Source organism: Variovorax sp. YR216, from assembly GCF_900107745.1.
Lineage (GTDB): Bacteria > Pseudomonadota > Gammaproteobacteria > Burkholderiales > Burkholderiaceae_C > Variovorax.
Map to the genome: position 1 here is coordinate 42,576 of NZ_FNRO01000001.1, position 14,797 is coordinate 57,372.

The 14,797-nt window shown below is 68.4% G+C and carries 9 protein-coding genes; 5 read left to right on the plus strand and 4 right to left on the minus strand.

Annotated features, from left to right (window positions below):
* Positions 1-35: 35 nt before the first annotated feature.
* Positions 36-176: a hypothetical protein gene (locus BLW05_RS35830; RefSeq protein WP_177142521.1), complete on the plus strand. Its 141-nt coding sequence runs from the start codon at positions 36-38 to the stop codon at positions 174-176.
* Here the strand turns inward: BLW05_RS35830 and BLW05_RS00195 are convergent.
* Positions 162-1,079 (minus strand): LysR family transcriptional regulator, encoded by a 918-nt coding sequence (locus BLW05_RS00195; RefSeq protein ID WP_093158214.1) that lies wholly within the window; start codon positions 1,077-1,079, stop codon positions 162-164. The genes BLW05_RS35830 and BLW05_RS00195 overlap by 15 nt on opposite strands.
* A 101-nt stretch (positions 1,080-1,180) precedes the next feature.
* Between BLW05_RS00195 and BLW05_RS00200 the strand changes: the two genes are divergently transcribed.
* The 4 genes from BLW05_RS00200 to BLW05_RS00215 are packed head-to-tail and all read left to right on the plus strand — an operon-like array spanning position 1,181 to position 5,149.
* Positions 1,181-2,164, plus strand: a complete 984-nt coding sequence (locus tag BLW05_RS00200; RefSeq protein ID WP_093160310.1) for a Bug family tripartite tricarboxylate transporter substrate binding protein — start codon at positions 1,181-1,183, stop codon at positions 2,162-2,164.
* 20 nt (positions 2,165-2,184) lie between these two features.
* A complete protein-coding gene (locus tag BLW05_RS00205) occupies positions 2,185-3,159 on the plus strand; it encodes a hydroxyacid dehydrogenase (RefSeq protein ID WP_256329926.1) in 975 nt (324 codons plus the stop codon).
* Positions 3,160-3,197: 38 nt separating this feature from the next.
* Complete coding sequence (locus BLW05_RS00210) at positions 3,198-3,896, plus strand: RraA family protein (protein WP_093158219.1); 699 nt, start codon at positions 3,198-3,200, stop codon at positions 3,894-3,896.
* Between the two features lie 29 nt (positions 3,897-3,925).
* Entirely contained in the window at positions 3,926-5,149 is a 1,224-nt protein-coding gene (locus tag BLW05_RS00215; protein WP_093160313.1) for an alpha-hydroxy acid oxidase, read from the plus strand.
* A 15-nt stretch (positions 5,150-5,164) separates the two neighbouring features.
* Here BLW05_RS00215 and BLW05_RS00220 read toward each other — a convergent pair whose 3' ends face one another.
* The 3 genes from BLW05_RS00220 to BLW05_RS00230 all read right to left on the minus strand — a co-directional run bounded on the left by BLW05_RS00220 (position 5,165) and on the right by BLW05_RS00230 (position 14,640).
* A complete protein-coding gene (locus BLW05_RS00220) occupies positions 5,165-6,082 on the minus strand; it encodes an alpha/beta fold hydrolase (protein ID WP_093158222.1) in 918 nt (305 codons plus the stop codon).
* A gap of 150 nt (positions 6,083-6,232) precedes the next feature.
* Positions 6,233-12,772, minus strand: a complete 6,540-nt coding sequence (locus tag BLW05_RS00225; RefSeq protein ID WP_093158225.1) for a non-ribosomal peptide synthetase — start codon at positions 12,770-12,772, stop codon at positions 6,233-6,235.
* A 23-nt stretch (positions 12,773-12,795) separates the two neighbouring features.
* The gene (locus BLW05_RS00230; protein ID WP_177142522.1) at positions 12,796-14,640 is read right to left on the minus strand and encodes a non-ribosomal peptide synthetase; all 1,845 of its coding nucleotides are present in this window, start codon (positions 14,638-14,640) and stop codon (positions 12,796-12,798) included.
* Positions 14,641-14,797: the final 157 nt, after the last annotated feature.

Below are 14,797 nucleotides of genomic sequence, written 5' to 3' on the forward strand. Positions count from 1 at the left end.
ACTGCCATGTGCGGCCGCTAGATTCCCGGGAACCCATGAGTTCCCGCCAGTCAGTCCACATGCAAGTCACGCCGATCGCCAAGATCCTCGCCACCACCGCCGCCGCGTGGATGCTCGCGAAGGATGTCCGCGCGCAGGCCGCAAGGCCCGACGCCGCGCCGTCACGCCAACGCTGAGGTGTAGAGCCGCTTGCCGCGCGTGCGCAGCAGTGCCACGAGGCGCTGCGCGGCAGGCGACAGGTAGCCCTCCTTGCGATAGGTGACGCCCAGGTGGCGTCGCAGCGTCGTTTCCTTCAGCGGCACTTCGCGCAGCGCGTTTGCTGCACCACTCGCATTCAGCGTGTGTCGCGAGAGGAAGCTCAGCAGATGCGTGCGCGCGATCAGCCGCGGCAGCAGCGGGATCGAGTTGGCGTCGATCTGCGCCGTCGGCGTCGGCAGGCCTCGCGAGCGGAAGGCCGCATCGAGCCACTGCCGGCTCACGATCGAGTTCACCGGCAGCACCCAGCGCCACTCGAGCAGCGACTCCATCGTGATCTTCGGTAGCTTGAAGACCGGGTGATCCGGGCTGGTCGCGACCACGACCACGTCCTCCACGATCGAGTGCGCCACGAAGTCGTCGTCGTGCTGGGGCATCAGCCCGATGAGCAGGTCGATCGCGCCTTCGCGCAGCCGTTCCCGCAAGGCGATGCTCGGCGCGACGGTGATGTCGATGGTGGTCTCGCTGGCTTCTGCCAGCAACAGGCTGCAGATTTCGGGCAGCACATGGTCCGCCGCGATGGGCCCGCTGCCGATGCGCACGTGGCCCGCATTGCCCTTGGCGAAATCGCCGACCTCGCGCAGTGCCTCCTCGGTCGCGCCGCGCAGCACCCGCGCACGAGCGAGCAGCACTTCGCCGACCGGCGTGAGCCGGATGCCGCGGCCCTGGCGCTCGAACAGCACCGCGCCGAAGGCTTCCTCCAGCCGCTGGATCGCCTTGGTCAGCGCCGGCTGCGTGCGCCCGATCTTGTCCGCGGCTTGCCCGACGTGCCCCAACTCGGCCACAACCTCGAAATAGCGCAGATCCCGAAGCTGGATGTCCATTCATATCTCCGAGGAATCGAAAGATGAACATTATCGAATGGACGGAATGAGTCGAGATTTCGAGAATCCGACCTATCAACAGGAGACTTGGAGACATGCAGATGAATCGTTCACAACGCTGGATCGCGGGCGCTGCCCTTGCATTGGTGGCCTGCAGCAGCTTTGCCCAGACGGCCTGGCCCGCCAAGCCGATCAAGCTGGTCGTTCCTTTCCCGCCCGGCGGCGGAACGGACTTCGTTGCGCGCCTCCTGGCCGAGAAGCTGACCACGCAGGCCGGCTGGACGATCGTGGTCGACAACAAGCCCGGCGCGGGCGGCAACATCGGGCTCGATGCGGTCGCGAAGTCCCCGCCCGACGGCTACACCCTCGGCCTCGGGCAGACCGCGAACCTCGCGATCAATCCGGCCCTGTACACCAAGATGCCCTTCGACCCGCTGAAGGATTTCGCGCCGATCGCGCCGGTCGCTTCGCAGCCGGTGGTGCTGCTGGTGAATGTGTCGTCGCCCTACAAGACGCTGGCCGACGTGGTCGCCGCGTCGAAGGCCAAGCCGGAGTCGATGCGCATCGGGCTCGCCGGCAACGGCACTGTCGGCCACCTTGCGGGCGAGATGCTCGAGCGTCGCGCGGGCATCAAGATCCTCAACGTGCCCTACAAGGGCGCGGGCCCGGCCATGACGGACCTGCTGGGCAACCAGGTGGAGCTGAACTTCGCCAACACGCCGGTCGCGATTCCGCAGCTTGCCGGCGGCAAGGTGCGCGCACTGGCGATCAGCTCGCCGCAGCGGCTGAAGACCGTGCCGCAACTGGCCGCGGTGCCCACCGTCGCGGAGTCGGGCTACCCGGGCTTCGACGCCATCACCTGGACCGGCCTCGTCGCGCCGGCCGGCACGCCGCCGGCGGTGGTCGACCGCATCAACAGCGAGGTGCAGAAGATCCTCAAGCGGCCCGACGTCGTCGAGAAGCTGGCCGTGGAAGGCAGCACCGCGGCGGCCGAATCCACGCCGAAGCAGTTCGCCGACTACATCCGCAGCGAGCACCAGAAATGGGGCGCGCTGATCCGCGAAGCCAACATCAAGCTCGACTGAGCATCGACGGGAAAGAACAAGTGAATCCAACCATCCTGGTCACGGCGCCCAAGCTTGCGAAGGCCGGTGTCGATCTGCTGTCGCAGGCGGGCGCGCAGGTCCTCTATCTCTCCGATCCGGACGGCACGGAAGAGGTCGAGCACATCATGGCGACGCAGCCTGTCGATGCGGTGATCTCGCGCACGGTAGAGCTCTCCGCCCGGGCGATCGCCGCGTGCCCGACGCTCAAGGTCATTTCCAAGCACGGCGTCGGCGTGAGCAACATCGATGTCGATGCGGCCACGTCGCGCGGCATCCCGGTGTACGTGACGCCGGGCGCCAACGCGCAATCGGTGGCGGAGATGACACTGGGCCTGATGTTCGCTGCCGCGCGGCGCATCGGCTGGATGGATGCCGAGCTGCACGCCGGCCGCTGGTCGCGTGCGCAGGATGGCATCGAGCTGCACGGCAAGACGCTCGGGCTGGTCGGCTTCGGCCAGATCGGCCAGCGCGTCGCCACGGTGTGCCAGGCGCTCGGCATGGAGGTCGTGGCCTTCGATCCGGCCCTGGCGGACGGAGCAAGCCCCGTCGAAGGCGTGCGGTTGATGCCCACGCTCGACGCCATGCTGCCGGTGGTCGATGTGCTGAGCCTGCATGTGCCGCTGAACAGGCACACGCGCAACATGCTCGGCGCGGCGCAGTTCGGCGCGATGCGACGGGGCGCCATTCTCGTGAACACGGCGCGTGGCGAAGTGATCGACGAATCGGCGCTCGTCACCGCGCTGCAGACCGGCCAGCTTCACGCCGCCGGCCTCGACACCATGGCGGCCGAGCCGTTGCCGGCAGGCAGTTCGCTCGCCGCATTGCCGAACGTCGTGCTGACGCCGCATGTGGGTGGCTCCACCCCGGCCGCACTGGCCGGCATGGCCAGCGGGGCTGCGCGCAACGTGCTCGGCTGGCTGCGGGGAACGCCGGTCGATCCCTCCGCCTGCGTCAACCCGCAGGTCTTTTCCTGATTCCTTCCATTCCGCATTTCATCGTTTCCGGAGATTCCATGAGCACCGAACCCACCGTCCAATGGCCCGCCGGCTATCGCATCCATCCGCGCGCCGAAGGGCCGGCGGCCGAGATCGTGGCCGCCTTCCGCGATATCCCGGTCGCGGCGATCGGTGATTCGATGAGCCGTAATGTCGGCACCGTCGGCCTGCGCCAGTACCACGCGCGGCTCGACACCGTGTTGTGTGGCCCGGCGGTGACGGTGCGCGTGCGTCCGGGCGACAACCTGATGATCCACAAGGCGCTGATGATGGTGCAGCCCGGCGATGTGCTCGTGATCGATGGCGGCGGCGATGTGTCGCAGGCGCTCGTCGGCGGCTTGATCCGCACCACCTGTGTCTTCAAGCGCCTCGGCGGTCTCGTGATCGACGGCGCGGTCCGCGACCTGTGCGAGTGGGCGGAGGACGGCATGCCGATCTTTGCCCGCGGCCATACGCATCGCGGTCCGAGCAAGGATGGCCCCGGCGAGATCAACATCCCGATCGCCTGCGCCGGCATGGCCGTGCTGCCCGGCGACCTCATCGTCGGCGATGCCGATGGCGTCATTGCCATCCCCGCTTCGGAATGCGCCGACATCCTCGTGCGCAGCCGTGCACATCTGGTCAAGGAGGCGAAGATCCGCGCCGATAACGCGGCAGGCAAATCCGATCCCGAGCGCTTCGACGCGACGCTGCGCGCCAAGGGCCTGCCGGTGTGAGCGCAGCCGTGACGCCGGTCTCGACCAGCCTGGACGACGTCGCCGCACCGAGCTCGTCGGCGCCGAACGCGAACGCGGCGAAGAAGCTGCCGCGCCAACTGCGCTGCGTGCTGTCACTGGATGACTTCGAGGACGCGGCGCGGCGCTTCCTGCCCAAGCCCATCTTCGCGTACGTGTCCGGCGGTTGCGAGACGAACCGCTCGCTGCGCGCCAATCGCAGCGCATTCGAAGACTACGCGTGGGTGCCGCGCGTCCTCGTCGACACCGCCGCTCGCACGCTGGCCACACCCTTGCTCGGCCACCGGTACGCGGCGCCGTTCGGCATCGCGCCGATGGGCATCAGCGCACTGTCGGCCTACCGCGGCGACCTGGTGCAGGCGCAGGCCGCAGCGGCCGCGAATGTGCCGATGATCCTGAGCGGCACCTCGCTGATCCCGATGGAGGACGTCGCGCGCGCCAATCCGCACGCCTGGTTCCAGGCCTATGTGCCCGGCGAGCCGGAGCGCATCCTGAAGCTGCTGGATCGCGTGGAGCGCGCCGGTTTCGGCACGCTGGTGGTCACGGTGGACACGCCCGTGTCGGGCAACCGCGAGAACAACATCCGCGCCGGATTCTCGACGCCGCTGCGCCCGGGCCTGCGGCTGGCGCTGGACGGCATCACGCATCCGGGGTGGCTCTGCAAGACCGCGCTTCGCACGCTGCTCTGGCACGGCATGCCGCACTTCGAGAATTCGCAGGCTTCGCGCGGCGCGCCGATCCTTTCGTCCAGCGTGATGCGCGACTTCGGCGCCCGCGACCATCTGAACTGGGAACACCTCGCGCTGATCCGCAAACGCTGGACGGGGCAACTGGTGGTCAAGGGCATCCTCGATCCGCGCGATGCGCTGCTGGCCCGAGAGCAGGGGGCGGACGGCATCATCGTGTCGAACCATGGCGGGCGGCAGCTCGACGGCGCCGCCTCGCCGATGCGCATGCTGCCGAAGGTCGTCGAAGCGCTCGGCGACGGCGACTATCCCGTGATGATCGACAGCGGCTTTCGTCGCGGCAACGACGTGCTGCTCGCGCTCGCGCTGGGTGCGAAGTTCGTCTTCGTGGGCCGGCCGTTCAACTACGCCGGCGCCGTGGCGGGCGAGGCCGGCGTGCGGCATGCCATCGATATCCTCGCGTCCGAGATCATGCGCAACATGGCGCTGATCGGTGCGCGCAGCCCGTCAGGCGTCTCGCGCAGCCAGCTGGTCGAGCAGAAGCCGTGATGGACGGACGTCGACTCAGTTCGCGCCGTTCAGAAACTCCCGCACCAGCTTGACGGTGGCCTTCGGGTTCTCTTCCATGATCCAGTGGCCCGATGCGGGCACGATGCCCTCGGTCACGTTGTCCGCGGCGGCGCGCATGACCACCGCCATGGTCGGCCCGAACGACTTCTCGCCGCCCACGGCCAGGACCGGAACGGTGAGCTTGCCCTGGGCCAGGAACGCCTTGTTGTCGATCGCGTCCTGATCGAAGGCGGCGAACTGCGCGAAGCCCGAATGCATGGCGCCGGGCAGCGCATAGAGCTTGGCGTAGTGACGGCGCGAGGCTTCGTCGAACTTCTTCGGGTCGGCGGAGAACTCGTTCCAGAACCGGTCCAGGTAGATCCGCTCGCGGCCTGCCACGAGGCGCTCCATGTCCGGACCGCCGAAGCGGAAGTGCCAGAGCAGCGGGTTCTTCAGGATCTCTTCCCAGGGGCCGACGCCGGGAACGGGCGCGTCGATGAGCACGAATCGCCCGACGCGGTCGCGGTACTGCGCGGCGAAGGCAAAGCCGACCATGTTGCCGATGTCGTGGGTGACGAGATCGGTCTTGTCGATCTTGAGCTTGTCGAGGACCTGCGCGATGTCGACGGCCTGGTTCTTCTTGTCGAAGCCGCCCGGCGGGTGCGCCGACAGGCCCATCCCGCGCAGGTCCGGTACGACGACGGTGTGGTCCTTCATCAGGTCGGCGGCCATCGGTGCCCACATGTCGCCAGTCTCGCCGTACCCATGAATCAGCGTGACCGCCGGCCCCCTGCCGCCGACACGGACATGCAGCGTGGTGCCGTTGACGGCGAGCTCCTGCGTCTTGAAGCCGGGTGGAAAGGGCTGGACTTGCGCGTGCGCCGCGCCGGCAACAAGAGAGATCGCGAGCCATCGGAACAGGAACTTGAGCATGGGCTTTTCCTCGGTGTCGTGGGCAGGTTCGCTTGCGGCGCCGGGGAGGCAGTCTTCGCTCGGATGGCGAGGCGGCGCAATCGGTCGGGCCGCCAGTGTAGGGGCGTCAGTGACTTTTGGCGACCGCTCCCGCCGGGCATCCGGCCCTGCTCACGGCCGGCTTCTGAAGAGCCGCTTCAGCCAGGAATCTCCGGCGGTCCCGGCCGCCCGGGCCGGCATCTCCGCATCCGACAGCTCGATGCCACGGGCCATCTGCGCCAGCGTCTCGTAGATCAGGCGCTGGGTTTCAAGCCGGACCCCCGAGGTGCGCTCGAAGTGGATGATCGTGCGCCCGGCCTTGAGGGAGTCGCCGCCGAGATCGAAGAAGTTGTCGCGCGGACCGATCTCGTCCACGTCCATGCCCAGCACCTCGGCCCACACGCCGGCGAGCGCAGCCTCGGCAGGTGTGCGCCCCTCGCGGAGGAAGACTGGGTCGCCGCGCGATTCGGGTTGGGGCGCAGGAAGCGCATGCCGATCGATCTTGCCGTTGGGCAGCAGCGGCAGTGACTGCAGCGTCACGTAATGCTGAGGCAGCATGTAGTCCGGCAGCCGGCCCCTGAGATGATCCTTGAGGCGCGCGACGTCGATGGCGGTGCCTTCCGTCGCGATGACGTAGGCCACCAGGCGCACGTCGCCCGGCAGGTCCTCCCTGGCCATCACCAGGCATTGCGAGAGCTCGGGGAGCGCCTGCAACTGGGCTTCGATCTCGCCGGGTTCGATGCGGTGGCCGCGCACCTTCACCTGGAAGTCGAGTCGTCCCTGGTGTTCGAGCAGGCCGTCGTGGCGCCATCGGCCACGGTCTCCGGTCTTGTACAGCCGCGCGCCGGGGGCCGCGCTGAACGGGTCCGGAACGAAGCGCTCGGCCGTCGCCCCGGGCTGGTTGAGGTAGCCCAGCGTCACTCCGTCGCCGCCGATGAAGATCTCGCCGGCGCAACCGATGGGACAGGGCTGGCCGTGCTCGTCGAGCACGTGCACGCTGGTGTTGGCGATCGGCCTTCCGATCGAGATCGCCCCCGTTGCTCGCGGCACCTTCCAGCAGGTGGACCACACGGTGGTCTCGGTCGGACCGTACATGTTCCACAGTTCGCCGGTGCGATCGGACAGGGCCTGCGCCATGTGCTCGCTCAGGCTCTCGCCGCCGATCAGCGCCTTGAAGCCGGGGGCACCGTTCCAGCCTGCGTCGATGAGCATCTGCCAGGTCGCCGGCGTTGCCTGCATCGCGGTCGCGCCCGACTGTTCGAGCAAGACACGCAGGGCCGCGCCATCGGTGGCCTGCTCGCGGGTGGCGAGCACGACGGTGGCGCCGACGGACAGCGGCAGCAGCAGCTCGAGCACGGCGATGTCGAAGCTCAACGTGGTCACCGCGACCAGGACGTCCTCCTTGCGCAGGCCGGGTTCGTGCTGCATCGACAGCAGGAAGTTCACCACCGCCCGGTGCGGCACCGTCACGCCCTTGGGCCTGCCGGTGGATCCGGAGGTGTAGATGACATAGGCCGGGTCCTCCGGCCGCGCGTCGCGTTCGGCATCCGGCGGCAACGCGGTGTCGGGCGCGGCGTCGTGCCCGGCCTCGTCCAGCAGGAGCATCGGCAGCGACAGCCCGTGCCAGTGCCCGGACAGGTCGCTGCGGGTCAGCAGGAGCGACAGCCCCGCGTGGCGGGCCATGTCGTGCAGCCGCAGCTGCGGGTAGGAGGGGTCGAGCGGCACATAGGCGGCCCCGGCTTCGAGGACGGCGAGCTGCGCCATCACCATGCCGGGATCGCGTTGCAGGCAGAGGCCGACCCGCTGGCCTCGATGCACGCCGCGCTGGCGCAGCGCACGCGCGAGCCGATGCACACCCGACCACAGCTGCGCGTAGGTCGTCGCATCGCCTGGATGTTGCAGCAGGGCAATGCCTTCGGTGCCGGCCTGGCGGGCCAGCAGGTCATTGATCGTGTGGTCGCGCGGGTAGGCGCGTGCGGTCTGGTTCCATGCGGCCAACCTGGCCAGTTCCCGGGGGCTCGAAAGCGCATGCTCCCGCATCGGCCGGTCCGGCTCGTGGAGGAGGCACTGCAGCACATGCAGGTAGTTGTCCAGCAAGGCCTGCATGGTCGCGGCCGTGAACAACTCGGTGGAATAGGTCAGGGAGAGGGCGTGCTCGCCCTCGGTGTCGATGGTGAGCGCCAGGTCGAACTGCGTCGCCCCGAGACCGAGCGGCATGTAGTCGACCTCGAGCCCTTCGAATGCCAATGCCGGGCTGGGCGTGTTGAGCACGTTGAACATGACGCGCACCTCGGGGATGCGCCCGCCCTGGCCGTGCTCGCGCAGATAGCCGACCAGGTCGTCCAGGGGAACCTCCTGGTGGGTGAAGGCCGACAGGCAGGTTTCGCGCACCTGCTGCAGCAGCTCGCGGAAGCTCTGCCCGGGCTGCACGACGCAACGCAGCACCAGCGTGTTGATCAACGAGCCGATCACGTCTTCGGCCTCGACGCGGTTGCGGCCGGCGATCGGCGTGCCGACCGCGACATCGTCCTGCCCGCAATAGCGCGAGAGCAGCCATTGGAAGGCTGCCAGCAGCGTCATGAAGGGCGACATCCCGTGTTGCGCGCTGAAGTGCTGGATCTGCGCGAACCAGCCGGCCGAGAAAGCCTGTCGCACGCGCGCGCCCTGGCTGGTGAAGCGCTGCACCGCGGAGGTGTCGACCGGAAGGTTCAGCGGGCTCATGCCTGCAAGTTGCCGCAGCCAGTAGCGCACTTGCGGCGCGAGTACCCCGTCGTCGAGGTGCTTGCGCTGCCAGTTCGCGTAGTCGATGAAATCGATCGCGCGCGCAGGCGGCGGGGGCGGCGCCTTTCCATGCACACCCGCGCGATAGATCGCCTGCAGCTCGCGCAGGAGGATGCCCCATGACCAGGCGTCGCCGATGATGTGGTGCATCACCAGCACGAGCGCATGGTCCTGCTCGCCGAGCTGGATGAGGGCGAAGCGGTGCAGCGGACCCAGGACCAGGTCGAAAGGCTGTGCAGCGATGTGCCGGGCCTCGCTCTCGAGCTGCGCCTCGCGCGTCGGTTCGGGCCACGCGCGCGCATCCACCTCGATCAGGTTCGCGGCCTGCGGCTGTCCGACGACGGCCATGGGCTCGGCACCGGCCAGCTCGAAGGTGGTGCGGAAGGCTTCGTGCCGCGCAACCAGTTCGTCGAGCGCAGCGCGCAGGACGTCACGCCGCAGCGGGCCACGCAATCGCAGGGCCTCGCGCATGTTGTAGGCCGCGCCGCGCGGGTCCATCTCGTGCAGGGTCCACATGCGCCGCTGCGAGAAGGAAACGAGCGCCGGCCGCGTGCGCGACACGACGGCGATGGGACTGGTGCCTGCCGCCTCGCCCCCTGCCGATTGGACGAGCAGCGCTCCAACCACCGGGGCCAGCGCCTCGATCGTCGGGTGCTCGAACAGGCTGCGAACCGGCAGGTCGACCTTGAAGGTCGCGCTGATCCTGGAGGCGATCTGGGTCGCGAGCAGCGAATGCCCGCCCAGGTCGAAGAAGTTGTTCCGCACCCCGAATCCGGACCTGCCCAGCACGGCTTGCCATGTCTCCAGCAGCACGGATTCGATCGGCGAGCGCGGGCCGAGCCGGTTGGAAACGGTCGCGCCGGGGTCGGGTTGCGGAAGGCGGCGCCGGTCGATCTTGCCGCTGGGCAGCTGCGGCAGCGCGGGCAAGGACACGAACGCGGCCGGCATCATGTAGTTGGGCAGACGTGCCTTGAGTTCGGCGCGCAACGCGTCGGCGTCCACATCCGCTTCGGTCTCGCCCACGACGTAGGCGACCAGCTCCTTGTGCCCCGGCAGGTCCTCGCGCAGCAGCACGGCGGCCGCACGCACGCCAGGGCAGCCGAGGATGCCGGCCTCGACCTCGCCCAGTTCGATGCGGAAGCCCCGCAGCTTGACCTGGTGGTCGTTGCGTCCGATGAATTCGACAACGCCGTCGTTCAGCCACCGGGCCAGATCGCCGGTGCAGTACATGCGCTCGCCGGGCCGGAAGGGATTCGGCACGAACTTCTCGGCGCTCTGCGCCGGCCGGTTGAGATAGCCGCGGCCGACGCCCACGCCACCCACGTAGAGTTCGCCCGCGACATTGACCGGCTGCGGCTGGAGCCAGGCATCCAGCACGTAGAGCTGCGCATTGGCGATGGGGCGGCCGATGGGCACGATGCGGCGTTCCGGCAGCCGATCGCCCAACTCGTACCAGGCGCTGTCCACCGTGGCCTCGCTGGGTCCGTAGAAGTTACCGAGCGTGACGCCGGGCAGCCTCGTGCGAAACGCGCGGGCCAGCGCACTGTCCAGCGCTTCGCCGCCACTCAGCACATAGCGCAGGCGAGTGGGGCGATGCATCGCCGGCTCGTCGAGGATCATGCGCATCTCCGATGGCACGAACTGGACGACGGTGATGCCGTGTTCGCGAATGGCCTGGGCCAGCAAGGGCATGTCACGGTGCGCGTCGGGTTGCGCGAGAACCAGCTCTGCGCCCGAACTCAGGGTCGAGAGGAACTCCCAGAGCGATGCGTCGAAGCTGAGCGAAGTCTTCTGCAGCACGCGGTCTTCCGGGGTGAGCCGCAGCACGTCGTTCATCCAGAGCACGTGATTGCAAAGGCCCCTGTGCGTCAGTTGCGCGGCCTTGGGCGCCCCGGTCGAACCGGAGGTGTAGACGAGGTAGGCGAGATGCTCGGGCCGGCTGAGTTCTTCGAGCGCAGTGAGCGGCTCGCGCGGCATCTCGCCGCCGTCCGCCTGCACTTCGAGGATCTCGAGCGTCGGCAGCGCATCGAGTTTCCGCAGGATCTCGCCGAAGGGGGCCTCCGCGAGCACGAGCACGGGCGCGGCATCGGCGAGCATTGCGCGCAGCCGGTCGGGCGGATGGTCCGGATCGAGCGGCAACAGCGTCCCGCCGGCCTCGAAGATGGCGAGCAGTCCGACCACCAGGCGGAAGCTGCGTTTCATGCAAAGGCCGACCACGGCGCCCGGTCCCACGCCCTTGCGCCGCAGCCGTCGGGCGAGCTGCTGCGACAACGCGTCGAGCTGGGCGAAGCTCATGGTGTCCTGCCCGAAGCGCAGCGCGATCGCTTGCGGCGTCCGGAGCGCCTGGTCGCGAACATGCAAGTGCACCGGCCGGTCGTTGGCGTACGGGCGGTCGCTGTCGTTCCATTCGACGAGCAGCCGCTGCCGCTCGGCCTCGTCCAGCAACGGCAGCCGGACCACCGGGCGTTCCGGTTCCGCCACCATGGCCGCCAGAAGCCGGCGGAAATGCGTCGCCATGCGCGCGATGGTCTGTGCATCGAACAGGTCGGTGCGGTATTCGATCTCGGCTTCGAGGGATGCTCCGGTCTCGATCACGTTCAGCGACAGGTCGAACTTGGCGCTTTGCGATGGCACGGCCAGCCGCTCGCTGTGCAGGCCCTCGAGCTGGAGGACACGGTGGCCGAAGTTCTCCAGCGCGAAGGACACCTGGTAGAGAGGGTTGCGGCTCGCGTCGCGCAGGGGTCGGAGTTCGCTGACCAACTGGTCGAAGGGCATCGCCTGATGCGTCAGCGCTTCCAGCGTCGCCTCGCGGCTGCGCCGCACCAGGTCGACGTAGGAGGCCTCTGCGCTGAATTCGGCCCGAAGGACCAGCGTGTTGACGAAGAAGCCGACCACGTCGCGCGCACGCGGGTCGTCTCGTCCTGCGAGCGGTACGCCGACGGCAATGTCGTTCTGGCCCGTGTAGCGCGCGAGCAGCGACTGAAACGCCGCGAGCAGGGCCATGAAGAGCGTGGCGTCCTGCCGCGTTGCAAAGGCGCGCACCGCGGCCGTGAGCTCTGCGTCGATGCTGAACGCGAGGGCCCGGCCCGCCGAACCGGCCTGCGGCGGATGCGGCCTGTCGGTAGGAAGTCGCAGGGTTTGCAGGTCGTGCAGCTTCTTGCGCCAGTAGTCCAGCGCAGCGGCCATCGCGCCGGATTCGTATCGCTCGCGCTGCTGTCGTGCATGCTCGCGCAAGTCGAGGCCCGGTTCGGGCAGCGTCGGCGTTGCATCGCTTCTGGCGTAGAGCTGGCCGAGTTCGCGATGGATGATGCTCATCGACCAGCCGTCCGCGACGATGTGATGGACCACCAGCACCAGAGCGTGATGCTCCGGCCCGAGGCGCAACAGGTCGGCGCGCAGCAGGGGCGCCTGCGACAGGTCGAAGGGGCTGGCGATGCTGGCCGCGATGTGCTCGGCAAGCATCGCATCCGAGGCGTCCCGCGCCGTTGCATCGATATGCGTGACGCCAAAGCGCTCCAGGGCTTCAGCGACCGGCATGAGGCGCTGCACCGGTCCCTGCTCTGTCGCATGAAAGGATGTGCGCAGGCTGGGGTGGCGGGCGATCAGCGCACGCAAGGCCTGTTCGAGGCGCCCGGCGTGCAGCGGCCCTTGCAGCCGCGTGATCGAGTGGATGTTGTAGGCGGCGCTGCCGGCCGCCAGCAGATCGAGGAACCAGAGTCCCTCCTGCGCGAATGACAGCGGCGCGTCCTGCTGCGGCCCGGGCGCGGGGCGGGGCGCTGGCTGGGCGTGTTGCTGCTGGAGCTTTCGCGCAAGCAGGCGACGCCGGACAACGGCCATGTCGATGTCCCAGCTTTCCTGCGGGGGTTGATTCGGGTCGAAAGCATCATCCATGGCGTGGCAGCAAGGGGTGGCGGCTAGGGGCCGTGGTGGAGAAGTCGCTCGATGTCCTCGTCAGTGAGTTGATCGATCTCGTTCTGCAGGGCATCGCCAAGGGCATCGGCCTCGTCGATGGCGTCATGGAGCAGCGCCGCGAAGGCGCCGACGGTGGGTGCGGCCAGCACGGCCGAAGCGGACAGATCGACGCCCCAGGCCTCATTGACCCGTTGCGCGAGTCGCGCCGCCGACAGGGAGTCGCCGCCCAGTGCAAGGAAGTTGTCGTCAGGGCTGGCGACCGGACGGCCCAGCAGGCCGGCGAAAAGCGCCGCGACGCGCGCCTCGATGGCGCTGAAGGCGCGCGCGGTGCCGCTCGATGCGGCCGCTGTGCCCTCGATCTTCTCGTGGAGGCGGCGGCGTTGCAGCTTCCCGCCGACACCGACGGGAATCTCGTCCAGGATGTGGATGCGTGCGGGGACCTTGAAGTCGGCGATGGTCCCGAAGAGTGCCATGCGAATGGCGTGCGGATGAGCGTCGCTGCCGCGCGTGAGCACCACGGCCGCGTGCACGTCTTCGCCCAGTGTGGGGTGCTGCACCGGATAGGCGACCGCCTGGGCCACGGCGGGCAGGCGCAGCAGCGCCTGCTCGATCTCGAAGGGCGCGAACTTTTCGCCCCCGCGATTGATGGTGTCGCCATCGCGTCCGACGATGTACAGGTAGCCGTCGGCATCGAACCAGCCAAGGTCGCCAGTCACGAACCAGCCGTCCCTGAAGGCTGCGGCATTCACTGCTGGCGCATCCTCGTAGCCGCTGAACACCACGGGCCCGCGGGCCGCGATGCGGCCGACGTCCCCTGCTGGTTGATCGATGCCGTCATCGTCGATGACGCGCAACCTGGCGCCCGCGGGCAAGCCGACCGATCCGGGCTTGCGCAGTCCGGGTGGCAGCGGGTTGCTTGCCACCTGGGTCGCAGACTCGGTCATCCCATAGGACTCGATGACCGGTACGCCCCAGAGGCGCTCCAGCCGCTGCTGCAGTTCGGGCGGCAGCGCCGAGGAGGCCGAGCGGATGAAACGCAACTTGTGGTTCGACGGCACGCCGTCGGCCTCGTCTGCCAGATCGGCGATTGCCCGGTGGATCGTCGGGGCCGCGGTGTACCACGTGGGCGCGAACCCGCCGATCCACGACATGAATGCAGCACCGTCGAAGCCGGGTGTGCACACGACGGACGATCCGGCCGCGAGCGGCACGAGCAGTCCTCCCACCAGACCGTGGCTGTGGAAGAGCGGCATCAGGCACAAGCCACGATCGTCCGGAGTCAGGGCCAGATGCCGCGCGATGTTGTACGCGGAGGCCAGGACCTGCCGATGGGTGAGCGGCACGCGCTTGGGCTGCCCGGTGGTGCCGGACGTGAAGAGAACGAAGGCCGTGTCATCCGGCAGGGGACCGGCGCGCGTGTCGGTCTCGTCCTCGTGAATCTCCGTCGGGCTGGACAGCAGCCGTTCGAGATCGAGCGTGAGGTACGTGATTCCCTGTTGCCGCGCGAGACGCGCAGGAAGCGGATCATCGGGCAGACCCAGCACCGCATCGGCGCGCGCGTCGGCCAGCAAGGCAGCCAGCTCAGGCTCCGTCAGCCCAGGATGCAGCGCCATCACGGTGGTGTGGCAGCCCACGGCCAGCACCGCAATGGCGAGCGCCATGCCATGAGGCAGGCAAAGGGCGATGCGAGAACCGGCGACCATGCCGTTCGACGCCAGCCACGCTTGCACATGCGAGACGGTATTTGAGAGATCGCCATAGGTGACAACGGGAGACCCGGGCGCGAGCAATGCAGGTGCCGAAGGCGTCGCATGCGCATGGCAGGCCACCCAATGGCGCAAGGTCATGCAATCGGATCCACGCATCACACAAGGTGCCCCTCACAGAGTCGATTCGATCGATTCTGGGCACTGCCACGCCAGAGTGGCTGTAGGAGTACGACTGAACTTTGAGACGGCTCGTTTGCAGTCCGTCTGAACCGACTAGCATGTGTTGCTGCGGAAC